This window comes from Halobacillus halophilus DSM 2266 (assembly GCF_000284515.1).
Classification (GTDB): Bacteria; Bacillota; Bacilli; order Bacillales; family Halobacillaceae; genus Halobacillus; species Halobacillus halophilus.
This window is the reverse complement of sequence record NC_017668.1, coordinates 3,023,047-3,049,791: the sequence shown is the minus strand read 5'-3', so window position 1 is coordinate 3,049,791 and position 26,745 is coordinate 3,023,047. Positions and strand designations below refer to the sequence as shown.

28 protein-coding genes are annotated in these 26,745 nt (G+C 42.4%); 25 read left to right on the top strand and 3 right to left on the bottom strand.

What is annotated here, in order from left to right:
- Nucleotides 1-16 precede the first annotated feature (16 nt).
- Nucleotides 17-1,477: an APC family permease gene (locus HBHAL_RS15115; protein WP_014644326.1), complete on the bottom strand. Its 1,461-nt coding sequence runs from the start codon at nt 1,475-1,477 to the stop codon at nt 17-19.
- A 540-nt stretch (nt 1,478-2,017) separates the two neighbouring features.
- Between HBHAL_RS15115 and HBHAL_RS15110 the strand changes: the two genes are divergently transcribed.
- Nucleotides 2,018-3,064 carry a glycosyltransferase family 4 protein gene (locus tag HBHAL_RS15110; RefSeq protein ID WP_014644325.1) on the top strand — a complete coding sequence of 349 codons (1,047 nt, stop codon included), beginning with the start codon at nt 2,018-2,020 and terminating at the stop codon, nt 3,062-3,064.
- Nucleotides 3,065-3,210: 146 nt separating this feature from the next.
- On the opposite strand, the gene HBHAL_RS15105 is transcribed toward HBHAL_RS15110, so the two are convergent.
- Together HBHAL_RS15105 and HBHAL_RS15100 are read right to left on the bottom strand one after the other, a co-directional pair.
- Entirely contained in the window at nt 3,211-4,230 is a 1,020-nt protein-coding gene (locus HBHAL_RS15105; protein WP_014644324.1) for an LCP family protein, read from the bottom strand.
- 8 nt (nt 4,231-4,238) lie between these two features.
- Nucleotides 4,239-4,889, bottom strand: coding sequence for a YigZ family protein (locus HBHAL_RS15100; RefSeq protein WP_014644323.1), 651 nt, complete (start codon nt 4,887-4,889; stop codon nt 4,239-4,241).
- 172 nt (nt 4,890-5,061) lie between these two features.
- On the opposite strand from HBHAL_RS15100, the gene HBHAL_RS15095 reads away from it, so the two are divergent.
- From HBHAL_RS15095 to HBHAL_RS14975, 24 genes are all read left to right on the top strand, one after another.
- The gene (locus tag HBHAL_RS15095; RefSeq protein WP_041601399.1) at nt 5,062-6,201 is read left to right on the top strand and encodes a sensor histidine kinase; all 1,140 of its coding nucleotides are present in this window, start codon (nt 5,062-5,064) and stop codon (nt 6,199-6,201) included.
- Nucleotides 6,202-6,386: 185 nt separating this feature from the next.
- Complete coding sequence (locus HBHAL_RS15090; RefSeq protein ID WP_014644321.1) at nt 6,387-7,064, top strand: response regulator; 678 nt, start codon at nt 6,387-6,389, stop codon at nt 7,062-7,064.
- A gap of 258 nt (nt 7,065-7,322) precedes the next feature.
- Nucleotides 7,323-8,168 carry a DegV family protein gene (locus HBHAL_RS15085; protein ID WP_014644320.1) on the top strand — a complete coding sequence of 282 codons (846 nt, stop codon included), beginning with the start codon at nt 7,323-7,325 and terminating at the stop codon, nt 8,166-8,168.
- Nucleotides 8,169-8,227: 59 nt separating this feature from the next.
- Nucleotides 8,228-9,643 carry a DEAD/DEAH box helicase gene (locus HBHAL_RS15080; RefSeq protein WP_014644319.1) on the top strand — a complete coding sequence of 472 codons (1,416 nt, stop codon included), beginning with the start codon at nt 8,228-8,230 and terminating at the stop codon, nt 9,641-9,643.
- Entirely contained in the window at nt 9,640-10,302 is a 663-nt protein-coding gene (locus HBHAL_RS15075; protein WP_014644318.1) for a ComF family protein, read from the top strand. The genes HBHAL_RS15080 and HBHAL_RS15075 overlap by 4 nt, the downstream gene beginning before the upstream one ends.
- A gap of 75 nt (nt 10,303-10,377) precedes the next feature.
- A complete protein-coding gene (locus HBHAL_RS15070; protein ID WP_014644317.1) occupies nt 10,378-10,788 on the top strand; it encodes a TIGR03826 family flagellar region protein in 411 nt (136 codons plus the stop codon).
- 14 nt (nt 10,789-10,802) lie between these two features.
- Nucleotides 10,803-11,135, top strand: a complete 333-nt coding sequence (gene flgM / locus HBHAL_RS15065) for a flagellar biosynthesis anti-sigma factor FlgM (protein ID WP_223254213.1) — start codon at nt 10,803-10,805, stop codon at nt 11,133-11,135.
- A gap of 12 nt (nt 11,136-11,147) precedes the next feature.
- On the top strand, nt 11,148-11,642 hold the full coding sequence (locus tag HBHAL_RS15060; RefSeq protein ID WP_014644315.1) for a flagellar protein FlgN: 495 nt from the start codon (nt 11,148-11,150) through the stop codon (nt 11,640-11,642).
- 17 nt (nt 11,643-11,659) lie between these two features.
- The gene (gene flgK / locus HBHAL_RS15055; protein WP_014644314.1) at nt 11,660-13,219 is read left to right on the top strand and encodes a flagellar hook-associated protein FlgK; all 1,560 of its coding nucleotides are present in this window, start codon (nt 11,660-11,662) and stop codon (nt 13,217-13,219) included.
- Between the two features lie 9 nt (nt 13,220-13,228).
- Nucleotides 13,229-14,098: a flagellar hook-associated protein FlgL gene (flgL, locus tag HBHAL_RS15050; RefSeq protein ID WP_014644313.1), complete on the top strand. Its 870-nt coding sequence runs from the start codon at nt 13,229-13,231 to the stop codon at nt 14,096-14,098.
- Nucleotides 14,099-14,161: 63 nt separating this feature from the next.
- Complete coding sequence (locus tag HBHAL_RS15045; RefSeq protein WP_014644312.1) at nt 14,162-14,713, top strand: DUF6470 family protein; 552 nt, start codon at nt 14,162-14,164, stop codon at nt 14,711-14,713.
- Between the two features lie 18 nt (nt 14,714-14,731).
- The gene (gene fliW, locus HBHAL_RS15040) at nt 14,732-15,187 is read left to right on the top strand and encodes a flagellar assembly protein FliW (RefSeq protein WP_014644311.1); all 456 of its coding nucleotides are present in this window, start codon (nt 14,732-14,734) and stop codon (nt 15,185-15,187) included.
- Nucleotides 15,174-15,404 (top strand): carbon storage regulator CsrA, encoded by a 231-nt coding sequence (gene csrA / locus HBHAL_RS15035; protein ID WP_014644310.1) that lies wholly within the window; start codon nt 15,174-15,176, stop codon nt 15,402-15,404. Before fliW ends, csrA begins: the two co-directional genes overlap by 14 nt.
- Before the next feature lie 464 nt (nt 15,405-15,868).
- Complete coding sequence (locus HBHAL_RS15030) at nt 15,869-17,413, top strand: flagellar hook-associated protein 2 (protein WP_014644308.1); 1,545 nt, start codon at nt 15,869-15,871, stop codon at nt 17,411-17,413.
- 25 nt (nt 17,414-17,438) lie between these two features.
- Nucleotides 17,439-17,828 (top strand): flagellar export chaperone FliS, encoded by a 390-nt coding sequence (fliS, locus tag HBHAL_RS15025; RefSeq protein ID WP_014644307.1) that lies wholly within the window; start codon nt 17,439-17,441, stop codon nt 17,826-17,828.
- Entirely contained in the window at nt 17,828-18,181 is a 354-nt protein-coding gene (locus HBHAL_RS15020) for a flagellar protein FliT (protein WP_014644306.1), read from the top strand. Before fliS ends, HBHAL_RS15020 begins: the two co-directional genes overlap by 1 nt.
- A gap of 11 nt (nt 18,182-18,192) precedes the next feature.
- Nucleotides 18,193-18,576 (top strand): hypothetical protein, encoded by a 384-nt coding sequence (locus HBHAL_RS15015; protein ID WP_014644305.1) that lies wholly within the window; start codon nt 18,193-18,195, stop codon nt 18,574-18,576.
- Nucleotides 18,577-18,783: 207 nt separating this feature from the next.
- Nucleotides 18,784-19,347: a ribosome hibernation-promoting factor, HPF/YfiA family gene (hpf, locus tag HBHAL_RS15010; protein ID WP_014644304.1), complete on the top strand. Its 564-nt coding sequence runs from the start codon at nt 18,784-18,786 to the stop codon at nt 19,345-19,347.
- A gap of 219 nt (nt 19,348-19,566) precedes the next feature.
- Nucleotides 19,567-19,761: a hypothetical protein gene (locus HBHAL_RS15005; RefSeq protein WP_014644303.1), complete on the top strand. Its 195-nt coding sequence runs from the start codon at nt 19,567-19,569 to the stop codon at nt 19,759-19,761.
- Nucleotides 19,762-19,918: 157 nt separating this feature from the next.
- The gene (gene secA, locus HBHAL_RS15000) at nt 19,919-22,435 is read left to right on the top strand and encodes a preprotein translocase subunit SecA (RefSeq protein ID WP_014644302.1); all 2,517 of its coding nucleotides are present in this window, start codon (nt 19,919-19,921) and stop codon (nt 22,433-22,435) included.
- 101 nt (nt 22,436-22,536) lie between these two features.
- A protein-coding gene (prfB, locus tag HBHAL_RS14995) for a peptide chain release factor 2 (protein WP_145956053.1) occupies nt 22,537-23,644 on the top strand; the annotation gives its coding sequence in 2 pieces (ribosomal slippage) (nt 22,537-22,608 and nt 22,610-23,644; 1,107 coding nt in all).
- Between the two features lie 657 nt (nt 23,645-24,301).
- Entirely contained in the window at nt 24,302-25,186 is an 885-nt protein-coding gene (gene galU / locus HBHAL_RS14985; protein ID WP_014644299.1) for a UTP--glucose-1-phosphate uridylyltransferase GalU, read from the top strand.
- 245 nt (nt 25,187-25,431) lie between these two features.
- Nucleotides 25,432-26,271, top strand: coding sequence for a YitT family protein (locus HBHAL_RS14980; protein WP_145956123.1), 840 nt, complete (start codon nt 25,432-25,434; stop codon nt 26,269-26,271).
- Nucleotides 26,272-26,317: 46 nt separating this feature from the next.
- A complete protein-coding gene (locus HBHAL_RS14975) occupies nt 26,318-26,740 on the top strand; it encodes a c-type cytochrome (protein WP_014644297.1) in 423 nt (140 codons plus the stop codon).
- The last annotated feature ends 5 nt before the right edge of the window (nt 26,741-26,745 follow it).

Sequence of the window (26,745 nt, the reverse complement as noted above, 5' to 3'; positions counted from 1 at the left end):
TCCCAGGGATTTCTTTTTAAATTTCTTCTTTTTCGAGAATCAGATAATTCATTTCTTTTTCTGTAATTTGATTATATCGTTTGTAGTTAAAGATATAGAAAACAATTCCGATTACGATCCATATACACAGGACAATATAAGATTCTCTTCCTAGTGATGCAGGAGACCATGGTAGAAGTAGTAACGCAAGGAATCCAATGGAGCTGAGCATTCCAATCAAGGAAAGGAACTTCCTGCCGGGGGACACTACGTCCGTATTGTTTTTGGCAGGATGGTTCGAGGACCACCGATAAAATTTATAAGCGGTTGCTGTACAGAAAAAGTAAGCAATGGCTACTCCTGTAGAAGACATGTCCACTACCCATAATAAAGCCTGGCGTCCAAACCAAGGAGCAATCAGGCAAATGGCCATTGTGAATAAAATACCTACATAAGGTGTGTGATACTTGGAGTGAAGTTTACGGAACGCATTTGGTAATATGCGGGCGCGGCCCATGGCGAAAGTGAGACGGCTTGATGAAATATAAAAGCCGTTTAATCCTGTGAATATCCCCATGGAAACAGCAATGGCGATAATGAATACTCCAGCTCGTCCAAGATAACTTTCAATAGCGTCACCTGTTCCCCATACCGATTGTTCTGCATTGATCTGAGCAAGTAAATCCTGCCAGGGCATAGTACTTGCGGTGATCAGGATCATAGCGCTGTAGGCCAGCCCAGCAGCGAGTAGAGACCAAATAATTAAACCAAATGCTTTTTTGGGTTTAAAGTCAAATTCTTCGGCTGCCTGAGGTATATTATCGAAACCAACATAAGCAAACGGTGCAAGCGCTAAAATCGTCAGAATCGAAGCAATCGCTGTCTGATCCGGCTTGAAGGCAGGTGTAATGTTGCTGATGGATGGGCCTTCTGTAAATATAGCTCCAAGACCTAACAATGTAATTCCTAGAACTAAAACCATACTAAAGGCAAATTGTGTTCTTCCAGAAAAACTGGCACCTCTGATATTTAAAATAGCAAATAAAATAAGGGCGATACTCGCAATCGCGATTTGAATGATGGACACTTCGTAACCAGCGACAACATACAAGTTGCCTGTTCGTACGAAATCTGGAAACAGAAATTTAGCAAGCAGAGCGAGCGCCGAAGCATTCAGAGCAACAATACATAAGTATCCAAGGGTTAAGAACCACCCTGCTAAGAAGGCAAATGTTCTCCCAAATCCAATGTAAGCATATGCAAACTCTCCGCCTGTCACAGGAAATTTTTCTATTAAGAAACCATAACTTACTCCGATAATCATCATAAGAACAGCGCCGAGCAAAATTCCGAGCACAACTCCTATAGGACCTGCCTGCCCGATCCAGTCTGTCGGCAGTACAAAAGCTCCCCATCCTATAGCGGAGCCAAATGCAATCGCCCAAACCCAATGAGGTTTTAAGGATCTTTCTAATTTTTTTCTTTCATGTGTGGCCATGATGTAAGAAATCCTCCTAGTAAAATTGACATGCGTTACCTATTTTATGAATTCTTGAAGAACACTGCAAGGTAAAGCTGTACCTAACCGTGTATTTACTTTCGAGGAGAGGCTTAAACCCTATTTTATATAGAGAAGTAGGAAAGATGAATTATTTTTGTATAAGACACCCGGTTGCATATATTTCTATTCGAAACACTATTGGGGTCCTGGTTACTTATTGGAGTAAGAAGAATTTACGAATATTTTACAAATGAAGATACAAGGGGACTTTACTGTATCAAAAGGTATGAAGACCGGTATGCAGGGAATTTCAAGATTAAATTCTTTTGTCAGAAAAGGCTTTTTCGTGTTTGAAAATGTTAGGAATAGGCTAACAAATATTTAAAGAAATATGTATATCTGATCGGCGGTTCTTGTGCTATAATCATCTAGAATTATTATGAGATAACAGTCACTCATTTATTCTAAAAAATATGGAAAAATTATTTCAGCTTATGATGTTTGGGAGAGGACATACTAAACCTGAGGAGGGTCTTTATGGAGTATAAGGCCTTGTTGTTCTGTTTTATTGCTTCGTTACTAATAACACCTGTTGTTAAAAAAATTGCTGTTGCTATTGGAGCGACTGATCAGCCGAACCATAGAAAAGTCCATAAAGTGGTTATGCCCAGACTGGGTGGACTGGCTATTTATTTAAGCTTTGCAGGAGGACTATTGTTCTTTTTCCCTGAAAGTCGTTATACTTGGCCGGTGTTTATTGGTGCCAGTATCATCATTGCCACAGGTGTCCTGGATGATCTAAAGGAGCTTTCTGCAAAAGTGAAGCTTGGGGGACAAATTGTAGCTGCTATTGTTGTGGTTATGGGAGGTGTACAAGTCGAGTACATTAACCTCCCGTTCGGTGGTGAAATGGAATTTGGATATTTAAGCATACCGATCACCATATTATGGATTGTAGGAATAACCAATGCGATTAACTTAATCGACGGGCTCGATGGCCTGGCCGCAGGGGTATCAGCAATTGCTTTACTGACGATCTCAGGTATGGCCATAACCATGGGAAATGTGTTTGTCGTATTTGCAGGATTTATGATGTTAGGAAGTACAATTGGTTTTCTTTTCTACAATTTCTATCCAGCCAAAATTTTTATGGGGGATACAGGGGCGTTGTTCCTCGGTTTTATGATCAGTGTGCTTTCACTTTTAGGCTTTAAAAACGTAACTCTATTCTCTTTCATTATTCCGGTAATTATTCTCGGTGTACCCATTTCTGACACGCTGTTTGCGATTGTCCGCAGAGTGATTCAACGAAAGCCATTGTCGGCCCCTGATAAATCGCACCTTCATCACTGTTTGATTAATTTGGGCTACAGTCATCCAGAAACGGTCCTCATGATTTATGCTGTTAGTGCCCTATTTAGTCTGGCAGCTGTTATCTTTTCTCAGGCAACAATGTTTGGAGCTATGTTTGTAATGGCAGCCCTTATTCTGATGATTGAATTAATCGTCGAGATGACCGGGTTAATTGGGAAAGATTATAAACCAATCCTCAATATGATTCGTGATTACCGTACACGCAGGTAATTAGGAAGCTCTACGGAGAAGGAAACGAATTCCTTCTCCGTAGAGTTTTTTTCGCTATTCATAATTTTCGACAGGAGCTGAATATTTCCCAGGAAATGTTCAGTCAAAAGACAGCAAAAAACCTGCTTTATCGATAAAGCAGGTTTTTACATAGAATTATCTTCATCTTCGTTTTCTTCAGCGAAGGTATTGGAGTTTTTATCATTTTGGGAAGGTAAATTCAAGTGAGCTTGCAGCTGATCTTTCGCAGTGGACAGGCTTTCTTCGTTCACCTGATAATACCAGACTCCGTCCATTTTTCCACCTTCACCATTCAACTGCATCTTATCAAAGGTCAACCCTTGTTTATCAAGGAAATAGTCCTTAAAGGAAACCATTTCTTCGAATGTTAAATTCGTTTTCAGATTGTCGTTAATGGAGTTGAGAATATCACCGAAGTTATGAAGTGAACTTGTCGTCATCGTTTGACGTGCAATTTCCTGAATTAATTCCATTTGTCGCTGCCCGCGTGCCAGATCGCTGTCATATTTTCTTGTTCTGGCAAGAGCCAGGGCTTCCTCACCATTCAACTCTTGATAACCTTCTTCCAATTTAATGGCTCCGTCTTTGTCGACGCTATTTTGTTCAGTAATATCAAATGGGACATCATAAGTGATACCACCGATGGAGTTAACAACTTCAATAAATGAATTAAAATTGAGTCTCACATAATAATCTACAGGAATATCAAACATTCTTTCCACGGTTTCAACTGTTGCATCGATTCCACCAAAGGCGTGAGCATGAGTGATTTTATCTTTAGAGTCGATTTGAGGGATGTACGTGTAAGAGTCCCTCGGAATACTTACCATTTTTATCGATTTGTTATTATCGTTAAAAGTTGCAAGGACGAGTGCATCCGACAGAGCATTACGATTGCCGCCGGAAGATCTTTTCTTACTGTCATCAATTCCTACGAACAATACGGAAATGTCATCGTACTCGGGGTTCACTTCGCTTTGCCTTTTTTCAGATTTCTCTCCTCGGTCGAGTTCCTGATGGGATTCGGTTGCCGTCTGCTTGACTTTATCAGTCAGATAAATGGCATAGCCAGCAGCGGTACCAATGCCGATTAACAGAATAAAGACCACTATGCTTAGGGCGATCTTCAGTTTTTTGCGTTTCATAAACGGGGTCAAGCTCCTTCGCTAGGTTTGACATCAAATTCTACATAAGATGAATCTCCTCGGGTTAGTTGAGCTTGATTACTGGTTAAATTAGTTATCCAGCTTTCAAAAGCTTCTTCCTGCCCGCTTTCTACATATATTATTAATTCCACATTTTCCATGTAATTAATCGTTTCAAGCGTATAGGAAGAGTTGCGTACTTCATTTTCTACTTTTCCAAGCAGGTGATAAGCTACGCTCACGTGCATAGATTTCATAAGCTGACGCCTGACAATTCCTGTTTTTTCAATTGCTTGAGAAACAGTGCCGGAATATGCGCGAATTAATCCGCCTGCCCCTAGTTTCGTACCCCCGAAGTAGCGCGTGACCACGACAGCGGTATCCTTTAATCCTTTTCGCTTTAATACTTCGAGCATAGGAACACCGGCGGTACCACTTGGTTCCCCGTCATCGTTTGCTTTTTGAATTAAATCGTGTTCGCCAATCATATAAGCTGAGCAGTTATGGTTCGCATCATTATGTTTCTTCTTAATCTCCTGAATAAACGAGTGAGCTTCTTCTTCCGTTTCACAGCGTCGTACGTATCCAATGAAACGGGATTTTTGTATGATCACTTCTTCAGATCCATTCGGCTTTACGGTATAATAATTTTCTAACATAATGTGTTAAACCTCCTAAAGACTTAATTATATAGGCGGGGACATGATTCAGCAAATGGCAGGTTGCTTTATCAAAAAAAGAAAAATAAAAGTAACTTTGTAAATAAACACCCCCATAAAACGGCTTAGGCCTAACGAATGAGTGTGTGTGAATATTGATGGAGGGACAATGATGAGCGAAAAGAAATTTGGGGACAAAGCACTTGACCATATCATTCATGAAATGGTGGATACTGTCACTAATAGTAAAGATGAAATTTTTCAGATTGGTGAAGAATCCCGAAATGAATTTGAAAAACTGGATAAAGAGCTGAAGGAAACGAAACGAGAGGTTTGTTCTCTTATAGACGTGGGAGACAAACTGGAGCAGAAAGTACGTTTCTCCCGTATGCGCTTGTCAGAAGTGAGTAAACAATTCCAGAAATATTCAGAAGATGAAATTCGTAAAGTGTACGAACAAACGCACGGGTTACAGATGGACTTATCAATGAAACGCGAGAAGGAAAAGCAGCTGCGCAATCGTCGTGATGATTTAGAAAGGCGCCTGAGGAATTTAGACGAAACGATTGGACGTGCCGAAGCCTTGGGAGGAAAAATATCTGTTGTGCTGAACTATTTGACTGAAGACTTCAAGCATGTCACCGATGCGCTGGAGGATGCAAAGGAAAAGCAGCAATTCGGTCTTCAGATTATTGAAGCCCAGGAAGAGGAACGGCGGCGGTTATCCAGAGAAATTCATGATGGACCTGCCCAGATGCTTGCAAATGTGATGCTTCGTTCAGACCTTGTGGACCGGATTTACCGGGAAAGAGGCGTTGAGGAAGCTATGAAAGAAATGAGAAGTGTGCGAACTATGGTTCGTTCCGCACTTTACGAGGTCCGCCGTATCATCTATGATCTCCGTCCCATGGCGCTTGACGATTTAGGGATAATTCCGACTCTGAAAAAGTATTTAGCTACGGTAGAGGATTATAATGATCTGGAAATTTCATTTACGTTATTCGGTGAAGAACGCCGCTTTGAATCTAAATTTGAAGTTGCGTTGTTCCGGCTGATTCAGGAAGCGGTTCAGAATGCTGTCAAACATGCGAGTGCTTCCTTAATCCAGGTAAAGACGGAATTGCAACCCAGTTCGGCCATGATCATTGTAAAAGATGATGGAAAAGGTTTTGATCCTAAGTCTAAGAAAGATAAATCATTTGGCTTAGTTGGCATGCGTGAGCGCGTGGATATGCTAGATGGTGAACTAACTATCGATTCAAGCCCCGGAGAGGGGACCATTGTCACGATTCATATTCCAATAAATAGTTAATTACAGGAATAACTATGTAAAATGGCGTGAATCGTTTATAATAGAAATTAGGATTAGGGTACAACGATATACGGGTAATTAGAGACAAAAAGAGACAAAAAGAGACAAAAAAAGATTACAAAGACCTATAGGATAGGGATGCTGAAAAAATCCAGTGGATGTAAAGGAAATAGGAGGAAAAGATCATGACGACACGAATAGTCCTGATTGATGACCATAAATTATTCCGTGAAGGTGTTAAGAGAATTTTAGACTTTGAAACAAGCTTTGAAGTTGTGGCAGAGGGTGACGATGGCAGTTCAGCTCTTCAGTTGATTGATGATTATATGCCGGATGTCGTCCTGATGGATATTAACATGCCAAGCATGAATGGTGTCGAAGCTACGGCGGAAATTACTAAGAAATATCCAGACTTAAAGGTTATTATTTTATCTATTCATGATGATGAAAACTACGTAACTCATGCACTTAAAACGGGTGCACAAGGGTATTTGCTAAAAGAAATGGATTCAGATGCGCTTATTGAAGCAATTAAAGTAGTTGGGGAAGGCGGATCTTATCTGCATCCAAAAGTGACCCACAATTTGGTGGCAGAATATCGTCGTCTATCCGAAAATAAAGGCAGCAGTGCTTATCGTACGATTGAATATCGCAAGCCGCTCCATCTGCTTACCCGTCGTGAATGTGAAGTGCTACAGCTTCTGGCCGACGGAAACAGCAATCGCGGAGTTGCCGAATCCCTTTATATCAGTGAAAAAACCGTAAAGAATCACGTGAGCAATATCTTGCAGAAGATGAACGTGAACGATCGTACTCAAGCGGTTGTAACAGCCATTAAAAATGGATGGGTTGAGGTCATTTAATCACATTATATTAATATTAAAGCTGCTGGCTCAGGCCGGCAGCTTTTTTTCTAATAAGAAAAGGTAAAAACAGGGACCTCAGGTCATCCGGATTCTGGATGACCTGAGGTCCCTGTTTTTACCAGGTTACCTATCAGCTTATTTCTAGTTTATTGGTGCAATTGATTGAGGGTTCATGTAAAATAATAGATAAATACTTTCACATAGTAAGAGACATATAAAGCTAGAAAATACACAGTGGACAAGGAGTTGGATCACATGAAAACAGCGGTTCTTACAGATAGTACGGCTTATCTTAAGAGAGATACACGCAGAGCCAACGACATACATATGATACCGTTGAACGTGATTTTTGGTCACGAATCCTATCAGGAAGAAATAGATATAAACGCTGATGACTTCTACGATATGGTGAAAGAAGGTGGTGAGCTGCCGAAAACTTCGCAGCCTTCTACCGGTTTAATGACTAATAAACTGGAAGAGCTTGCCCGCGATTACGACGCCGTGTTAGCTATTCATCTTTCAAGCGGCATCAGCGGCACTTATCAAGGAATGATAGCAGCTGGAGACATGGTGGAAGGGATTGACGTTCATGTATTTGACTCTGAAATAAGTTGTCTTATGCAGGGTTTTTATGCTCTTGAAGCTGCCGAACTTGCTAGTAACGGAGAGACCCCAGAGCAAATTCTTAACCGCCTTGAGGTTATGAAGCAGTCCATGAAAGCGTACTTTATGGTCGACGATCTTACGCATTTACACCGCGGAGGGCGTTTAAACGGAGCTCAGGCGTTTGTAGGCAGCCTGCTGCAAGTAAAGCCTGTCCTACATTTTGTAGATACAAAAATTGTTCCTTTTGAAAAAATCCGCACCAGAAAGAAAGCTCTTAAGCGCATCTTAACCTTGTTTGAAGAGTCTATTGAAGAAGGCGCAATGTATAAAGCCTGTATTATTCATGCTAATCGTTTGGATGAAGCTAAACAGATTAAGAAGGAAATTGAACAGCAGTTTGAAAATGTAGAGATCGAAGTCAGCTATTTTGGTCCAGTAATCGGCACGCATCTCGGTGAAGGGGCAATCGGACTTGGATGGTATCGTCAATCCTGAAGTAGAGCCTGTTTGTGAGACTCAAGCAGGCTCTACTTTTATATTAGGATGGTGAAAGCATGCTGCAAACTCTTCGTACTTATTTTTCTGCTGATTTTGATTGGATCCCCGATCTAGTAACGCCTCACTACTACCCTCAACTTGCTGGTAAACTCCTGCTGCATTATGAAATCCCTCTTGATGAACCGCATCTTATATCTGCTCTATCACAAAACGTACTAATAAAAGTTCCTGGTCTGGAGCACCACTTCTGGGGCTTCCGCTGCCGGCGGTGCGGGAATAAGGAACAGCACCTATTCGCTGAGATCCCTCATGCTGCTTGCGGGAAAGCCTGTGTTTACTGCCGCTGCTGTATTCAAATGGGACGAGTTATGGAATGTGAGCCTTTGTATTTCGGCAGTCCAAATGTGGCATGGCCCCGGTTTGGAGATCCATGCGCGTGGAAAGGAGAATTAACCTTTTCTCAGCAAAAAGCAGCTGATGAAATAAGAAATGTGATTCAGCTAGGGAAAGGGGAAAAACTGATCTGGGCGGTTTGCGGTGCTGGAAAAACCGAAATGCTGTTCCCGGGACTGACCGATGCTTTCTCTTCTGGAAAGCGGGTCTGTCTTGCTACTCCTCGAACTGACGTTGTACGAGAATTGCTGCCCCGTCTGAAAGCTGCCTTTCCGAACGTTGAGATGGAAGCATTGTATGGAGACAGTCCGAATAAAAAAGGAGCTGCCCAGTTTCTTATTGCAACCACCCACCAGCTTCTTCGCTTTGCCCATGCTTTTGATGTCATGATTATTGATGAAATTGATGCGTTTCCATTTCATCAGGATCCTGCGCTCCACTACGCATCAAAGCGTGCGGCCAAAACAGAGTCCTCTCTTATTTACCTTACCGCGACCCCTAGAAAAGCTCAGCACAAACGTATTCGGAACAAAACCCTTCCAGTGGTTTTCATCCCGAAGCGTTTCCATGGTCATCCACTGCCGGTCCCCCAACTGAAATTGACCCCAAGTCTATTTCACCATTTGAAACGCGGAAAGATTCCGCCAAGTTTACTTGAAAAAATTAAACAGCAACAACAATCCCATCGGCAGCTGCTTATTTTTATGCCCTCAGTCAAACAGGCTGATCAGATAGCTGAATATCTGAGGAAGTGGAAGATGATTGTCGAATCCGTTCATGCGGAAGACCCAAAGCGGGCTGACAAAGTCATGGCTTTTCGAAAGAAGGACTATCCAATTCTGGTTACTACAACTATCTTAGAACGTGGCGTTACTTTTCCTTCTGTAGATGTGTACGTTGTGGATGCGGGGCATTCAGTGTTTGATGAAGCTGCACTCGTTCAGATTGCAGGTCGGGCCGGAAGAAGTCCCGATGATCCTAATGGAGAAGTTATCTTTTTTCATACAGGAAAAACAAATCCGCTGCTGGATGCTCGTGAATCGATTATGAAAATGAATCGGTTGGGAGAGAAGTTGTGAGGTGTCTAATTTGTCACGAGGAGATCATCCCTAAAATAACGTGGGCCAATTTTTGGAGTGTACCCGAAAAAGAAGTACTTTGCGCCGTCTGTAAGTCTCAGTTTCAACCTCTTAAACCAGGGTGCACCCTCTGTTTTCGAGAAGGTGAAAATGGTGTATGCGAGGACTGTCAATGGTGGGAGAAGACTCATCCTGGCCTGCTAGCTAAAAATACCTCTGTGTTCCAATACAATGAATTCGCCAAAGATTTCGTAGCTCGCTGGAAGTATCGAGGCGATTATATTCTATTGGAAGCATTGCAATGGCATGTTGTGGAACATTTTAGTAGAATGAGGAATTTAGACTGCATTATGGCTCCAATTCCATTAAGTGAAGAACGTTTTTCTGAGCGTGGCTTTAACCAGTCTGAAGCGATCATTTATTTACTTAATCAAAGGTCCCACTCTTTGTTCGAAAGAAGAAATTCAGAAAAGCAATCAAAAAAAGGAAGGTACGCACGCATTTCGTCTAATAATCCATTTAAACTGACCCAATCTGTGCGTCAGCCCGTTATACTTGTGGATGATATTTACACTACAGGAACCACCGTGAGACACGCAGCATCTCTCTTAAAACAAAAGGGATGTCCGGCTGTGACTTCGTTTACTATTTTTCGTTAATTATTTTGTTAAGAACCTTTGACTTCGAGATTCGTTGCCGATATAAGAAGTAGATATCGAATAGGAGGCGACGTTATGGGGGATTTAGCTAATTGTCCGCGTTGTAGTGCTCTTTTTTTAACCGGAACTAGTGCAGTTTGCAACCAATGCAGAAACAAAGAAGAACAAAATTATCAAAAGGTGTATGCATTTATGCGCAAAAAGCAGAATCGGATGGCCTCAGTTGAAGAAATTGAAATCGCTACGGAGGTTTCTGAAAAGCAGATCAGGGAATTCGTAAAACAAAAGCGATTACATCCAGCTCAGTTTCCGAATATTAGTTACCTGTGTGAGAAGTGCGAAAGACCTATTCAGGACGGTCGTATTTGCGAAAGATGTAAACTGGAGATAACAAAGGGATTGAAACGCCACGAAAGCAATAAGGAGCTTAATAGCAAGAAAAAGGTGAAAGAAGACAGGACTTATTACTCGGTGGAAAATAAATAATAAGATGGATTTAAATGCTGGATCATTCAGACGATATTATAAGAAACCGTCGTTACTATTTACGAAAAGAGGTGAGCGGAATGAGAATTAATGGACCGAACCAATCAAATTTTAATCCTTATACAAAGCAGGTAAACAAACCGGCTGAAGTGAAAAACCAGATCAAGCCGCAGGATAAAGTCGAAATTTCAAGTCAGGCAAAACAAATGCAAAGCGCGGAAAAAACAGATCCTGTCCGTCAAAAGATGATTGAAGAGCTTAAAATAAAAGTCGAGTCCGGAAATTATCAGGCCGATCCGAAAGAAACGGCAAAAAATATGCTGAACTTCTGGTCTAACAAAAACTAAAGGAGAATGGCATTGACGTTAAAAACAGTCATCCAGTGCATGGATCATTTGAAGCAATTGCATGAAAGCCTGCTTGGTTTATCTCGGAGAAAAACAGAAGCCCTGAAATCGAATGACACCAATAGTTTACAGCAGCTGCTTACACAGGAGAGGAAACACGTGCAGGCCATAAATAAAGTGGAAAAGCAACGTGGTGAAGCTGTTGTTTCCTGGTGCGAGGCTCAGGGCCTCCCTACATACGAACCGACGATTTCCAACATGATTGCTAACCTTGAAGGAGAGTCTCAGGGAAAGCTTGAGGCCGTTTATAAAGAGATGATTCTTGTACTTTCTAGCCTTAAGCAGCAGGAACAGCTGAACGCCCAGCTGACGAAACAATCGCTGCAGTTTATTAACATGTCGCTTGATATGCTTCAGCCCTCTCTTGAAAGTGTCAATTATGGTGGTAAATCAGCTCCTTCAAGAAATAATAAAACGAAACGATCCATCTTTGATTCAAAAGCCTAACACAGAGGAGAATTATCATGGTATCTACTTTCCATGGACTTGAAGTAGCTAAACGAGGGCTATTCACTCAACAGTCCGCTCTTTACACCACTGGCCATAACATATCGAACGCGAATACAGAAGGCTATACGCGGCAGCGCGTTAATTTTGAACAAACCGGCCCCTACCCGGCTGCGTCCAGAAACCGCTCAGAAATTCCTGGTCAAATGGGGACGGGGGTGCAGGCTCAAAGTATTGAACGTGTCCGTACTCAGTTCTTAGATGACCAGTACCGCGGAGAAAATAATCGTTCCGGGTACTATAGTGTAATGGCAAGCTCTATGGAACGTATGGAGGAAGTGATGAATGAACCTTCTGAAAATGGCTTAGCTAAAACTATGGACCGTTTCTGGCAGTCGCTACAGGATCTGTCGGTTAATCCCGAAGACTCGGGGGCCCGCTCAGTCGTCAGACAGCGAGGGAAGGCCGTAGCAGACACATTCAATTACTTGTCCAATACAATCCATACCATGCAGCTTGATGTAAAAAATGAAGTAAGTGTCACTACGAAGGAAATCAATTCTCTTGCTTCTCAAATCAATAATGTAAATAAACAGATTGCTGAGCTGGAGCCACATGGATATGTAGCGAATGATCTATACGATGAACGCGACCGGCTGATTGATCAGCTGTCAGGACACGTTAATATTGATGTGTCTTATGAAGAACCTCCTTCCTCTGCCAGTCCTTTAGCAATGGGAAAAGCATCAATCACCTTAATGAACGGAAGCGGGCAGCCGCTTTCCCCGGCTTCGCAACTGCTTGATGGCGTGAGCAACTCGGTTCGTCAACTGTCCGTTTCTTACACGGCTGACGATACGGGTCTGGCTCAGTCTATTCAAGTAGGAGCGACGTCTTATGCTCCAGAGGATTTTGCCTCACCAGGCAAGCTGAAAGGTCTGATTGAAGCAGGAGGATATAAGGATGAGTCAGGAGTCGAACGTGGCATCTATCAAGGAATGCTGGGAGATCTTGATCAGATGGCTACGGCTTTTGCGACTGAATTTAATGCCGTTCAAACGAGTGGAGCCAGTCTAAATTCGATGAATACGGGAAACACGCCGCCAGCGTTCTTTTCTTTTGGAGCGACTACGATGAATGAAGATGGTATCCGTGAAGGATTAGCCGGGGCAATTGATGTAACGAACGAAATAAAAGCGGATAACGATCATATTGCAGCAGCAAGCAGTGAAGAACCGCTTGCCGGGAACGGAGATAATGCGATTGCTCTTGGAGACGTACAGGATATTAACCTTCAGCTGCTAGGCGGTGATACCTCTCTAAACAGTTTTTATGAATCAATGATCGGAGGTATGGCTGTCGAAACTCAGGAAATTCAGCGGATGGCGGGAAATTCTGGAACGCTGAAGCAATCCGTTGAAGAACAGCGTCAGTCAGTCAGTTCAGTCTCTTTGGATGAGGAAATGACGAATATGGTAAAGTTTCAACATGCATATAACGCAGCGGCTCGTAACATTACCGTTGTAGACGAGATGATTGACCGTGTTATTAACCAAATGGGGCGAGTAGGAAGGTAGGAATGAACGATGCGTGTGACACAAAGTATGCTTTCAAACAATATGCTTCGTAATCTTAGTCAAAGCTATGGACAAATGGGGAAATACCAGGAGCAGCTTACAACAGGCAAAAAAATCACGAAGCCTTCCGATGACCCTGTGGTGTCCATGAAGGGCATTAATTACCGGTCTCAGCTCACAGAAGTTCAACAGTACAAACGAAATATCGGCGAGGTTCATAACTGGATGGACAGCAGTGATTCTTCTCTTGATAAAGCGACTCAGGCGATGCAGCGTGTTCGAGAATTAGCTGTACAGGCAAGTAACGGTACATACGACACCGAGCAGAAAGCAAATATCGCCAAGGAAATCCGTCAGTTGAAAGGGCATATGGCAGATATCGCGAATACTAAAGTGAACGATAAGTACATATTTAACGGAGCCAATACGACTGAAGAGCCCGTAGATGCGGAGATCTTTACGATAAATAGTAGTATGAGTAAAGTCGAGATCGGCGTATCTGAAGGCGTCCGGATACAAGCGAATGTAAATCCACAGCCCGTCTTCGATCAGGGGCTTTTCAACGATCTTGAAGCTTTTGCAGCTGATTTGGAAACCGGTTCTAATAACCTGGATGACTATATCGCTGTATTCGATAGCAAAATCAATCAGATTGTGAATAAACGTGCAGACCTTGGTGCCCGGATGAACCGCGTTGATCTGATTGAAGATCGCCTGGAAAGCCAGGAAATCACGGCTAGTAAGATGATGTCTGATAATGAAGATGCGGATATTGAAAAAGTTATAACGAATTTAAAAACTCAGGAAAGCATTCACAGGGCGGCACTGGGTGTTGGATCCCGAATCATTCAACCCACGCTGATGGACTTTCTGAGGTGATTTTGACCCCACTTTTGTGGGGTCGTTTGATGTCTGCTCTATTTTAAAAAGTGGAGGTGCTCCATGTCGATTCCTAAGCTGCAAATTCAAACTACACAAGCCCGGCTGGGTATTGTAAGCCGCTCAGCTGTGCAAGCTATCCGCCAGTACAAGGCCGAGCAGACGATTGAACAGCCAGAAGCGGATGTAAGTATTCAGCAGCGTTCTGGGAAATTGACCATTGATCAGACGAAGGCGTGGAACAATATTGGATTAAAGAGTATTTTTACACGGACAGAAGAAACAGCTGCAAAAGCTCAGCAAATTTGGATGGATGGGATCTCCAGAACTGCGCAGGAAGGCGATGAACTCATGCGAATAGAAAATAAAGGTGATCCAATTTCCGCTCATGCTGCGCAGAATGCACAGTTTGATTTTTCCATGATTCCTGGGGGCCGGCCGGCTTTTGACCTGGTTGATATTCAATATGAGCCTGCTCCTGCATCCATATCAATTGAATCCAACCCTCCCAAAATCCAAGCTGTTAAGCGAGCCCCCGAATTATCCTATCAACCTGGGAAAGTAGAAGTGAATTTAGAACAGCACGCCGATATACAAATTGATTGGAAAGTCTAGAATAAAGGATGGATAAGCATGAAGATCGCAACGAAACACTTTGGTCATGTAGAAGTTGATGAAACCAAGCTTTTGAAATTCCACAATGGGCTGCCAGGTTTTGAAATGTACACAACGTATGCATTAATTCCTGTTGATGAGTCAGCTGTTTATTTTGCCCTGCAGTCGGTTGAAGCAGCCGGAGTTGCCTTAATAGTCTCAAGTCCTTATCTGTTTTTTAAAGAATACGCTTTTGACGTAGATGAAAATACGAAGCAGGAACTTGGATTGACAAGTGCGGATGATGTGCTGGTTTATAACGTTCTGACCTTGCGTGAGCCTTTCAAGGATTCGACTATGAATTTACAGGCTCCTGTCATTATTAACGTAAAAAATAGAAAATCAAAGCAGTTGATTCTAAACGACCAGAGCTATCAAACGAGGCATTTACTGGTTAACGGTCAAGAAGGTGGTGGCAGCCGTGTTAATCCTTAATCGTAAAGCGGGAGAGTCGATCCGTATTGGTGACGATATAGAGATCAAGGTTGTCTCTGTAGAAGGCGGTCAAGTTAAGGTGGGCATTGAGGCACCTCGAAATGTGAGCATCCATCGGCAGGAGATTTATGCGTCCATTCAGGAAGAGAATGCCGAAGCGGCTACGTTAACGAAGAATCTCTTAGATATGCTGAAAGATGAAAAAAATAATAAATAAAGGAAGATCGTCTCAACTTTCCTGGCGCTTCGAGACTTGTGGGGAGGTAGGTTTTAAATCTTACATTGGTAAATGCCGTTCAGACATTCCATTCTTCTTTTTAAGAACGCAGGTCAGCTAATAGTTTTCGGATTAGTTGCTCCCTATGTAATCCTGATTCATAGCTGCTTCTATTAGACGCAGAAGATTGATCATTTCAAATAGCAGAAAGAGAAAAAATCCCATTCTTACTTGATGGGATTTTTCTGTTTTTACTTCATCTCTGAACACGAATTACCGATATAGTAAGAAACCAATCCAGGAGTTGTTGAAGGTGGATGTACCTGGTCAGCAGCCCCCACTCACAATTTAAGCGGAGCTCTAGTTTCCAGTCTGGTGAGAGATTATACGTCCAGTCATATGCTTGAGGCGATAACCTAATTCCTAAATAGTAGTAGACTCACAAAATATAAGTAGGTGAACATATGAGTGATATGAGGATCGGCGGACTGGCGTCTGGTATGGATACCGATAAGATCATTAATGATCTTATGCGCGCTGAGCGGCAGCCGTTAAATAAAATGGAACAAGATAAAAAGTGGATGACCTGGCAGCGGGATGCCTATCGCGATGTTAATAAACAGTTGAATCAATTAGATACACTCGCTTTTGATATGAAGCTTGAACGAACATTTAATTCAAAGAATGTCACTTCTTCCAATTCAGCTGTTTCAGCTACGGCCAGCTCTTCAGCAGGCACAGGGGATTATACCCTTAGCGTCGAAAAAACAGCCACCGCGGCTTACAATTATAGTGAAAGTACGATTAGTAAAGCGGGAGCATCATTCGATCCGGATGCAAAGCTGAGTTCTGAGCAAGTAAACTTGAAAAATAAACTGACTCTGGGTCAGTCTTTTTCCGTAACCACTTATAATGAAGATGGAACCAAAAACGAGAAAACGTTTGAAGTAACAGGAGATAAATCTCTTAACAATATTCTCTCAGAGATCAGCGATTCAGACTTAGGTGTAAGGGCTTTTTACGATAAAAGTGCGGATAAAGTTATGATCGAAAGAACAGAAACAGGTAACTTTAATCCTGAGGATAGCGGAGAATTTCTTGGTGCAGAAATTGGCTTTAATGGTTCTGATGAGTTTCTGTCTACGACTCTAGGGATTAAAAACGGAGATAACTCTACTGGCACCTGGAAGAAAGCAGAGAGAGGCGGTACGGATGCAGAGTTCACATATAACAACGGGCTGAAAATCACAACACATTCAAATAATTACACTTTAAATGGTGTGAACTTTACATTTAATGATGTAACGGATGGAAATATCAAAGTAAATGTAAAAAATGATGTCGATCAAGCCGTGGATAAGATAGTTGAATTCGTCGATAAATACAATAAAATCATTGAAGAATTGAATGGAAAAACAGAAGAAAAGAAATATAGAGAGTTTCCTCCGCTTACAGATAAGCAAAAGGAAGATATGGAGGAAAAAGAGATTGAACTTTGGAACGAAAAAGCAAAAAGCGGGCTGCTTAGGAATGATTCTGTTTTAGAAAATGGTTTAAGCAGTATGCGCACGAACTGGTATACCCCTGTCGAAAACAATGGAGACTTTGAGCTGATGTCAGAGATTGGCATTACAACCTCTTCCAATTATAGGGAAGGTGGAAAGCTATTAATCAATGAAGATGAGCTTCGCAAAGCTCTTAGTACGGATCCTGAATCCGTACATAAGCTTTTTGCCGGTACGGAGGAAAAACCAGGCGTTGCCCGGCGCATTGAAAACAGTATCGAAACGACGATATCATCCATTGAAAGAAAAGCTGGTAAATCGACAACCTTAGACAATAACTTTTTATTGGGCCGCCGCATAAAAGATATGGACGATCAAATGGAACGATTTGAGGAACGATTGACTCAGCTGGAAGACCGTTATTGGGCACAATTCGGTGCGATGGAATCAGCGATTCAGAAGATGAATTCCCAATCCGCCTATTTAATGCAGAACTTTGGTTGATTTATAAAAAAGGAGTGAGGGTTTAATGTCGATTCAGGCCTATCAGAATAATTCAGTAGAAACGGCTTCTCCCGGAGAGCTTACACTCATGCTGTACAATGGGTGCTTAAAATTTATTAAGACAGCCAAAAAAGCAATTGAGAATCATGATATAGAAAAGAAAAACACAAATATCCAAAAAGCACAGAAAATCATTCGCGAGCTGATGGTGACTATGGAGCAGGATTACGAGGTTGCAAAAGACATCATGCCCCTCTACGATTATATGAACCGTCGTTTAATGGAGGCTAATATTACTAATGATTTAGGAATCCTCGAAGAAGTTCAAGGACTTACTGAAGAATTCCGTGACACATGGAAAGAAGTAATCCTGCAGACGAGGCGTGTCCAGCAGGGTCAGGGCGGCAGAGCGTAGTGGACGTATGGAAACAGTTTTATGACCTTACGCAACAGTTATATGAAAAAGTTCACGAAACGGTCACAGAAAAAAATCGTGCCGAAATGGTCGCATATGTCGAAGGGATTTTAGCTGAGAGATCTGCTCTCCTGCATAAACTTCCTCAGCCTGAAAGTGAGGGGGAACGGGCGCTGATAGCTGACGTTCTACAAAAGGATATTAAAATTAATCAGAAGCTTGAATTTCTTTTTGAGGGTCTAAAACGGGACATGCGTAATATGAAAAAGCAGAAGTCTTCGAAACAAAGATATGCAAATCCCTACCAAAGTGTGTCGAATTATGATGGAATGTATGTAGACCATAAAAAGTAGCAGGTGATTTTTTGTCAGAACTAACCGTCGAACAGCATCAATTATTATTTGATTATGATCAATTATTAAATACGATCAGCGATGCATTGGAATACTTAGAAAAGAACATTAAAGAAGAAGCAGCGCCAGAAGTGCAGCAAGTGTTTCAAGATGTGCTGCTGGCCCTTGATAAGGCAAGTACCAGTCACGAACAAATGGTTGCGCTTTTTAATGAGGATATAAATCTGATTACGTTAATTGGGGACTTCCATGATGTCGTGAAGCTTTTGCAACAGTGGTTTGAGCTTGAAACAAATGAGGAGAAACGGCAGCTGCTTGTAGAAAAGGTAGTACCGGCTTATGAGAGCTGGAGAAGCCAAATGCAGTCATATGTGAAACCATATATTGTGCATTAAGTCTATCTTGATTTGATCAGTGCTGGGTTCCACAGGAGTCCGTATGCCCAGACAAATTTCATCCCGAAACCCGCATTTAATCCGGCTTGGCAGCTTTTCCAACAATTACCGACACAAATTTGACAAAATTTTTAGATAGTTTATGCAGGAAAGGGTCAGGGTATGATAGAATATATATCACATAAGGATGAAAGGAGGACACTTCTTATGCTACAATATACCATTCGTGGTGAGAACCTAGAAGTGACAGATTCTATTAAGGATTATGTGGAGAAAAAGGTGGGCAAACTGGAGCGCTACTTTGATAATCCACCATCTTCTGAGGTTCACGTAAACTTAAGTGTCTATAATGATGAGCAGACAATCGAGGTCACAATTCCAATGAAGAACCTGCTTCTTCGTGCGGAGGAACACAATACAGATTTATATGCTGCCATCGACCTTGTGGTTGATAAATTGGAACGACAAATTCGTAAGCATAAAACGAAGGTAAACCGTAAGTTCCGCCAGGAAGGTGCTCCAAAACATGTATTTGCTGAACTGGAACGTGAAGCTCAGCAAGAGCAGTTGAAAGAAGAAGAAAGCAGTGATTTTGATATTCAAATTGTAAAAACGAAACGTTTTGACCTGAAACCAATGGACAGTGAAGAAGCTGCCCTGCAGATGGACATGCTGGGACATAATTTCTACGTTTTTACAAATGCGAATACTGATGAGACAAACATCGTATATAAACGCCGTGACGGACGTTATGGCCTAATTGAAACTTGAGATTAAATGACGAAGCACCCCTGTTGGCCAGGGGTGCTTTTTAAATGGATGAAATACTAAACATTTCCACAGGATTCATGGTTGTTTATAAGTTTTTCTCTACATAAAACCCCATTTATATTCTATACAAAGCTCGAAAAATTTAAATTTGAGCATTCGCCTCTTATGACTCTTCATGATATAAAAAGACTATGAACTCAACTTTCAGGAGGAAAACCAATGAAATCTACTGACTCTTGTCATGATTGTGATTTTTTATATCAGCGTTTGAGGCAACAAGAAGAAACGATCGCTCAATTAGTGGATATTATCGGCGCAACCAACCGTCGGGTACATGAACTTTATCAGCGACAGCTTGGTGTCGAACATCAGTTTATACGGGAGCACCGATCTCCTTTTACGGCTTCGTCTTAAAAGTTTCAGCAGATCCATCGCAATGGATCTAAAGCCCGCCACAAAACGTTCATCGTGGGTGTGTACTTTATTGTCAGTCAGCTTCTCTTAGTGTTATGATAATATATGGATTAAACTAACCAACCGAAGATTCGAAACCAATAGAGGAGCGGTTGCAATGCTAGGAACTTTAAAGAAAATATTTGGCGATGGTAACTCACGTCAATTGAAGCGTCTCGATAAAACCGCTGAGGATATCGACGCTTTAGAAACTGAATATGAAAAGCTTTCCGACGATGAATTACGTCAGAAAACTGATGAATTCAAAGAAAGATATCAAAATGGCGAAAAATTAGATGATTTATTAGTAGAAGCCTTCGCAGTCGTTCGTGAAGGTTCCAAACGTGTGCTTGGCATGCGTCCGTTTAAAGTGCAGCTTGACGGTGCAATCGCGCTGCATGAGGGAAATATAGCCGAAATGAAAACAGGTGAAGGTAAAACACTTGCATCTACCATGCCTGCTTATTTAAACGCCCTTACAGAAAAAGGCGTTCACATCATTACGGTCAACGATTACCTGGCGAGCCGTGATGCAAAAGATATGGGAGAACTTTTCAACTTCTTAGGATTGACCGTAGGATTGAATTTAAATGGGATGGCCAAAGATGAAAAGCGTGAAGCTTATCTAGCAGATATTACTTATGGGACGAACAATGAGTTCGGTTTTGATTATCTGCGAGACAATATGGTGCTTTATAAAGAGCAGATGGTGCAGCGGCCGCTTCATTTTGCCATCATTGATGAGGTAGACTCGATTCTTATTGATGAAGCACGTACTCCCTTAATAATTTCTGGTACGGCATCGAAGTCAGCCGATCTTTATCAATCTGCCAACTCTTTTGTACGTTTACTGGAGCAGGAAGAGGACTTCACATATGATGAGAAAACAAAAAACGTTCAGCTTACAGAAGAAGGAATCAACAAGGCCGAGCGCTTTTTCAAGATTGAAAATTTATTTGATCTTTCTAATGTCTCGCTGATCCATCATATTAACCAGGCTCTAAAAGCTCATACGTCTATGCACCGCGACACGGATTATGTGGTTGATGAAGGAGAAGTAGTTATTGTTGACCAATTCACTGGACGTCTAATGAAAGGACGCCGTTATAGTGACGGACTGCATCAGGCGATTGAGGCAAAAGAGGGCCTTGAGATCCAGAACGAAAGCATGACACTAGCATCCATCACGTTCCAAAACTTATTCCGTATGTACGAGAAGCTTTCCGGGATGACAGGTACAGCAAAGACGGAAGAAGAAGAATTCCTGAACATCTACAATATGCGCGTAATTGTGATTCCGACAAACCGCGAAATTGTCCGCGATGATAAAGCAGACCTGGTTTATAAAACATCAGACGGAAAGTTTAAAGCAGTTGTAGAAGACATTAAAGAACGTCATGAAAAAGGACAGCCGGTTCTCGTTGGTACGGTAGCCGTGGAAACGTCGGAAATCATTTCCCGGTATTTGAAAAAAGCCGGCGTTCCGCACAATGTCCTGAACGCCAAAAACCACTTCCGTGAGGCGGAAATTATTGAAAATGCTGGTCAAAGAGGCGCCGTAACGATTGCTACCAATATGGCTGGTCGTGGTACTGACATTAAACTTGGAGATGGAGTTGTCGAAGCAGGTGGACTGGCCGTCATCGGCACGGAGCGTCACGAATCCCGCCGAATCGACAATCAGCTGCGTGGTCGTTCCGGTCGTCAAGGGGATCCGGGTATGTCTCAGTTTTACCTGGCTACGGATGACGAATTGATGCGCAGGTTCGCCTCTGATAATATTCGCAGCATGATGGACCGTCTGGGAATGGATGATTCGCAGCCTATCGAAAGTAAAATGATTTCCCGCGCAGTAGAATCAGCGCAAAAGCGTGTTGAGGGTAACAACTTTGATGCTCGTAAAACGATCCTTTCCTATGATGATGTTCTTCGTCAGCAACGTGAAGTTATTTATAAGCAGCGTTATGATGTGCTTACCTCAGACAATCTCCGTTCAATCATTGAACAAATGATTGAACGTACCGTCGAGCAGAATGTACAAGCTCATACCAGTGAGGAAGAAGATGAGAACTGGGAGCTTGAAGCAATTGTTGAATATATGCGTGCCAATCTTCTGGAAGAAGGCGACGTTACGGTGAAGGATCTGAAAGGCAAAGATCCTGAAGAAATGAAAGAACTGATACTTGAAAAAGTTAAAATGCGTTACGATGAAAAAGAAGAAGAGTTGACCGAAGAGCAAATGCGAGAATTTGAAAAAGTTATTCTTCTTCGAACTGTCGACCAGAAGTGGATGGATCACATTGATCAAATGGATCAGCTTCGCCAAGGGATTCACCTTCGTGCTTACGGGCAAAATGACCCACTTCGTGAATATCAGTTTGAAGGTTTCGGCATGTTTGAAACAATGGTTGGAAAAATTGATGAAGAAGTTGCCCGTTACGTGATGAAAGCGCAAATCCGTAACAACCTGCAGCGCCAGGAAGTAGCACAGGGAGCAAAAGCTGTCTCAAGCGATGGAGAAGAAAGTAAAGAGAGCAAAAAGCGCACACCGTATGTGAAAGCAGACAATGTAGGTCGAAATGATCCATGTCCTTGCGGAAGCGGTAAAAAATATAAGAACTGTCACGGAAAATAAGGAGTAAGGCACTCTCATTAAGAGAGTGTCTTCCCTTGTCTAAGGACCAGGCAAAAGTAAACATGATCGTAAGCAAGTAGATATTTATAGGAGTGATTATTATGGATATGGCAGACGTACGCCATGAGTTAAACAATACAGCTGAACGACTAGCTGACTTCAGGGGGTCTCTTTGACATTGATCAAAGAAAAACCCGCATTGCTGAATTAGAAGAAGAAATGACAGAGCCGGGGTTTTGGGATGATCAAAAAACGGCCCAGAAAGTTATTGATGAAGTAAATGGACTGAAAAACCTTGTTCATACCCTGGAAGAACATGAGGAAACTCATGAAAACCTTGAAGTGTCTTATGAACTTGTCAAAGAAGAAGATGACGAAGACCTAAGGGAAGACTTAGTTGAGCAGGTCCAGCAATTAAAAAAAGACCTGGATCAGTTTGAACTGAACATTCTTTTAAGCGAACCTTACGATAAAAATAATGCGATTCTTGAACTCCACCCAGGCGCAGGTGGAACGGAATCTCAGGATTGGGCGAGCATGCTGCTCCGCATGTACACGCGCTGGGCAGAGAGAAAAGGTTTCTCTGTACAGACGATGGATTACCTTCCGGGCGATGAAGCCGGAGTGAAAAGTGTAACTTTGCTGATCAAAGGCCACAACGCTTACGGTTATTTGAAAGCTGAAAAAGGGGTGCACCGTCTCGTACGCATATCCCCGTTTGACTCATCCGGACGCCGTCATACTTCCTTTGCTTCCTGTGAAGTGATGCCAGAATTCAATGATGAAATTGATATTGATATTAATACAGAAGATTTGAAGATCGATACCTACCGCTCCAGTGGTGCGGGAGGTCAGCACGTGAATACAACGGACTCCGCAGTAAGAATTACGCACCAGCCGACAAATACGGTCGTTACTTGTCAGTCTGAACGTTCCCAGATTAAAAACCGTGAACAGGCTATGAAAATGCTGAAAGCCAAACTCTATCAGCTCGAAATCGAACGTCAGCAGCAGGAACTGGATGAAATCCGTGGTGAACAGAAGGAGATCGGCTGGGGAAGCCAGATTCGTTCGTATGTTTTTCATCCTTATTCCATGGTCAAAGACCATAGGACAAATGTGGATGTTGGAAATACACAAGGGGTCATGGACGGCGATCTTGATAAATTCATTAACTCGTTCTTACGATCCAAAATGGATGCATCTTAAGAAAGAAGCCTTTTTAAAAGAGGCTACTAAAAAACTCCTTTCTATCTAGAGGAGTGGTTAAAGGTTGTTGTTGAATTTCACGAATCGCTTGTCAATGGATGCTTGCTGCGGGCACTGCCACAGCTAACTTGGTCAAGAAGATCACTTGACCAAGTGGATCTTCGGCTCGCGCTGTTCCCGCAGGCGTCATCATCGAACGCTCATCGTGGAATCAACGGTGGCCCATCTAAAAAGAGTGATTTTCTTTGATTTATAAAAGAAAATCACTCTTTTTTCTTGTAAAATGAAAGGAACACATAAAAGTGAGGGATTCCATGTTAGACCATCAATTATCCACGAATTAAGTCAGTACGAAGGGCTTTACGATATGGTGGTCCCTAAGGACCGCCTTCTTCAGGAAATCAACGACCTTATAGACTGTTCCTTCATTTACGACGAACTCATGAAAATAGAAGAAAACCAGATTGTAAGAAAAAAGTATTCCGTGCAATCCGCTTTTTTGAATTTACCTTTCATAATTCTTCAGTTTTTCAGTGGCCACTTCTTAAAAAAGCCTCTTTTTTTAGAGAGAAGAGTAGACGGGAGGAACTACCTTTTTATATGAATGTTTGCTATGATGAAGGTAGTGAACACAATTAATAAGGCGGTGACCAAACAGTGAAAGTGAAAAAAGCAATTATTCCTGCAGCAGGTCTTGGGACAAGGTTCCTGCCTGCAACGAAAGCGATGCCTAAAGAAATGCTTCCTGTTGTAGATAAGCCGACAATTCAGTACATTGTGGAAGAAGCGATTGAGTCAGGTATTGAAGATATTATTATCGTCACAGGGAAAGGCAAACGAGCCATTGAGGATCACTTTGACCATGCATTTGAGCTTGAAGAAAACTTATATAAAAAAGGCAAGATTGATCTGCTTGAAAAGGTGAAACAGTCTGCGCATGTGGATATTCACTATATTCGTCAAAAAGAACCTAAAGGACTAGGACATGCCATCTGGTGTGCGCGTAAGTTTATAGGTGACGACCCCTTTGCCGTTCTTCTTGGCGACGACATCGTCCGCTCGGATGAACCTTGTTTGAAGCAATTAATGGATCAATTTGAAGAAACCCACTCTTCTGTTATTGGCGTGAAAAAAGTACCGCACGATGAGACAAATCGATATGGAATCATCGCGCCAAAGAACCAGGAGGGTCGCCGCTACCAGGTGGAACACTTTGTGGAGAAGCCTTCCATCGAAGAAGCTCCTTCTGATCTTGCTATTATCGGACGTTATGTATTCACTCCAGAGATTATGGACATGCTTGAGACACAGGATATAGGAGCAGGCGGGGAGATTCAGCTGACCGATGCCATCGAGCGTCTGAATATGGAACAGCCTGTGTATGGTTATGAATTTAAAGGCGATCGTTACGACGTTGGTGATCAGCTTGGGTTTATTAAGACGACTCTTGCTGTAGCAATGGAGCGCGAAGACATGCGTGATGACGTTTACGAATTGGTCGAAAGTATCGTTAAACAGCAAAAATCCATTCACGGAAAATGAGACGCGCGGGAGCCGCCAGGCACCGCGCTTTCTTTATGAGATCATCCTCTCCTTTACCGTATTAACACGTTATTTCACTCTCATTTACAGTTAGTTAAGGCAGTGATATACTCCATAAGGTTTGCTATACATTTAGAGATTTAAGGTACTGCTTTTGAAATAATAAATCAAGTGAATGGAAACAGGTATGACGCAGGGGGAAAAGGATTATGATGATGATGGCAAAAAAATATCGAAGAGAGCCGATGCCACCGGCATTGAGGCATACGATGGAGTTTGCTTTCGTAATTTTAGGCTCTTTCTTTGTGGCTTTAGCCTTTAATGTATTTTTATTACCAAATAATATCGCATCTGGCGGTGTAGCGGGTATCAGTACAATTACAAAAGGCGTATTCGGATGGGAACCGGGAATTGTTCAATGGATACTTAATATTCCTTTGTTTATCATAGGAGTCGTCATTTTAGGTAAGAATTTCGGCATTAAATCTTTTGTAGGCACGATTACACTGCCGTTATTTGTTTTACTTACCAGTAACTTGGAACCAGCTACTCCAGATCCGCTGCTCGGGGCAATCTTTGGCGGAATGGGCGTAGGATTAGGGCTTGGAATTGTGTTCCGAGGCCGCGCTTCAACGGGAGGAATCGACCTTGCCGCACAAGTGCTGCATAAGTTTACTCATTTCCCATTGGGCATTAGTGTTGCATTACTGGACGGAATGATTGTGTTAACTTCAGCCATTGTGTTTTCCCTGGAGGAAGGATTATACGCATTAATTGGTTTATTTGCGACCAGCCGGACGATCGATTTTGTGCAAGTGGGCTTAAACACCTCGAAGAATGTTATGATCATAACAGAACAAGTGGATGACGTACGTCAGGCAATTTTTAAGGAAATCGACCGTGGTGTTACGGTTTTAAGCGGTGCAGGCGGTTATACGGATCAAGAGCGTCGTGTCGTCATGTGTGTCGTTCAGCAGAATGAATTCACCAAATTGACACAAACGGTAAAAGTGGTGGATCCTGGGGCGTTCGTCGTAGCGATGAATGCCACCGAAGTACTTGGTGAGGGTTTCAAATCGGGATAGGAAGGTTATAATATTCCCATACTTAATTTTTCGAGGGGGAATCGAAATGAAAAAATTACTATTCTCATTATTCTTCGCTATGTTACTTGTGCTTGGTGCTTGCGGCGGCGGGGGAGACGAAGGTGCTTCTGACGACAATACTTCTGAAGAACAGACCGATCAGAGCTCGCAGGATGAGTCTGGAGAAACTGCTGAGGAGAGTGGCGGAGAAGGTTCTGAAAGCGGATCCGGAGACGGTGCGACTAACACCTCAGCTGCAGAGGAAGTATATCAGAACAGCTGCGCCAGCTGTCACGGTGGTGAATTGGGTGGCGGTTTTGGACCAGCACTGACAGAAGTTGGATCTAAATACGACGCGGCCAAAATTGTAGATATTATCAAAAATGGTCAAGGTCAAATGCCAGCTCAAAGTCAGGTGTCCGATGAAGATGCTCAAACGGTTGCGGATTGGCTAGCTACAATGGAATAACATAA

Excerpts from the sequence above, each read along its gene's own strand:
- HBHAL_RS15110 (WP_014644325.1), top strand. The coding sequence starts at position 2,018 with ATGGAGTATAAGGCCTTGTTGTTCTGTTTTATTGCTTCGTTACTAATA.
- HBHAL_RS15085 (WP_014644320.1), top strand. The coding sequence starts at position 7,323 with ATGAAAACAGCGGTTCTTACAGATAGTACGGCTTATCTTAAGAGAGAT.
- HBHAL_RS15030 (WP_014644308.1), top strand. The coding sequence starts at position 15,869 with ATGAGTGATATGAGGATCGGCGGACTGGCGTCTGGTATGGATACCGAT.
- HBHAL_RS15105 (WP_014644324.1), bottom strand. The coding sequence starts at position 4,230 with ATGAAACGCAAAAAACTGAAGATCGCCCTAAGCATAGTGGTCTTTATT.
- fliS (WP_014644307.1), top strand. The coding sequence starts at position 17,439 with ATGTCGATTCAGGCCTATCAGAATAATTCAGTAGAAACGGCTTCTCCC.
- secA (WP_014644302.1), top strand. The coding sequence starts at position 19,919 with ATGCTAGGAACTTTAAAGAAAATATTTGGCGATGGTAACTCACGTCAA.
- HBHAL_RS14980 (WP_145956123.1), top strand. The coding sequence starts at position 25,432 with ATGCCACCGGCATTGAGGCATACGATGGAGTTTGCTTTCGTAATTTTA.
- HBHAL_RS15115 (WP_014644326.1), bottom strand. The coding sequence starts at position 1,477 with ATGGCCACACATGAAAGAAAAAAATTAGAAAGATCCTTAAAACCTCAT.
- HBHAL_RS15005 (WP_014644303.1), top strand. The coding sequence starts at position 19,567 with ATGAAATCTACTGACTCTTGTCATGATTGTGATTTTTTATATCAGCGT.
- flgL (WP_014644313.1), top strand. The coding sequence starts at position 13,229 with ATGCGTGTGACACAAAGTATGCTTTCAAACAATATGCTTCGTAATCTT.
- flgM (WP_223254213.1), top strand. The coding sequence starts at position 10,803 with ATGCTGGATCATTCAGACGATATTATAAGAAACCGTCGTTACTATTTA.
- HBHAL_RS15100 (WP_014644323.1), bottom strand. The coding sequence starts at position 4,889 with ATGTTAGAAAATTATTATACCGTAAAGCCGAATGGATCTGAAGAAGTG.
- HBHAL_RS15070 (WP_014644317.1), top strand. The coding sequence starts at position 10,378 with ATGGGGGATTTAGCTAATTGTCCGCGTTGTAGTGCTCTTTTTTTAACC.
- hpf (WP_014644304.1), top strand. The coding sequence starts at position 18,784 with ATGCTACAATATACCATTCGTGGTGAGAACCTAGAAGTGACAGATTCT.
- HBHAL_RS15095 (WP_041601399.1), top strand. The coding sequence starts at position 5,062 with ATGAGCGAAAAGAAATTTGGGGACAAAGCACTTGACCATATCATTCAT.
- HBHAL_RS15045 (WP_014644312.1), top strand. The coding sequence starts at position 14,162 with ATGTCGATTCCTAAGCTGCAAATTCAAACTACACAAGCCCGGCTGGGT.
- fliW (WP_014644311.1), top strand. The coding sequence starts at position 14,732 with ATGAAGATCGCAACGAAACACTTTGGTCATGTAGAAGTTGATGAAACC.
- HBHAL_RS15080 (WP_014644319.1), top strand. The coding sequence starts at position 8,228 with ATGCTGCAAACTCTTCGTACTTATTTTTCTGCTGATTTTGATTGGATC.
- flgK (WP_014644314.1), top strand. The coding sequence starts at position 11,660 with ATGGTATCTACTTTCCATGGACTTGAAGTAGCTAAACGAGGGCTATTC.
- HBHAL_RS14975 (WP_014644297.1), top strand. The coding sequence starts at position 26,318 with ATGAAAAAATTACTATTCTCATTATTCTTCGCTATGTTACTTGTGCTT.
- HBHAL_RS15090 (WP_014644321.1), top strand. The coding sequence starts at position 6,387 with ATGACGACACGAATAGTCCTGATTGATGACCATAAATTATTCCGTGAA.